The 278-nt window shown below is 51.8% G+C and carries 1 protein-coding gene; it reads right to left on the minus strand.

Annotated elements, in window-relative coordinates:
- A partial coding sequence (locus BST14_RS28665) for a hypothetical protein (protein ID WP_438502223.1) occupies positions 1-278 on the minus strand: 278 nt, incomplete at both ends.

Raw genomic sequence — 278 nt, forward strand, 5'->3', positions numbered from 1 at the left:
TTCCTGTTCTTTCACTGCCTTTTCGACCACTGCTCCGGCATCTCCGGGCACTAGCGAAGCGGTCACTTCAGAGCTCGCTCTCGACAGAGTTTGCTTCGCCAATTCAAGCGATTTGGCTTGACCGCCAAATTGATTTCCAGACATCAAAATTCTGATGGGCAAGCCTCGCAGCAAAGGGCTGCTGGACAACATCTCCATGCCACGCCGAATTGCAGTGCCGCCATCAAAAGCGATCATGACGCGCTCAGGAGGCTTGAATTCTTCACTTACAGTAAGAA

The sequence above is a fragment of the Mycobacterium arosiense ATCC BAA-1401 = DSM 45069 genome, assembly GCF_002086125.1.
In the GTDB taxonomy this organism is placed as follows: Bacteria; Actinomycetota; Actinomycetes; order Mycobacteriales; family Mycobacteriaceae; genus Mycobacterium; species Mycobacterium arosiense.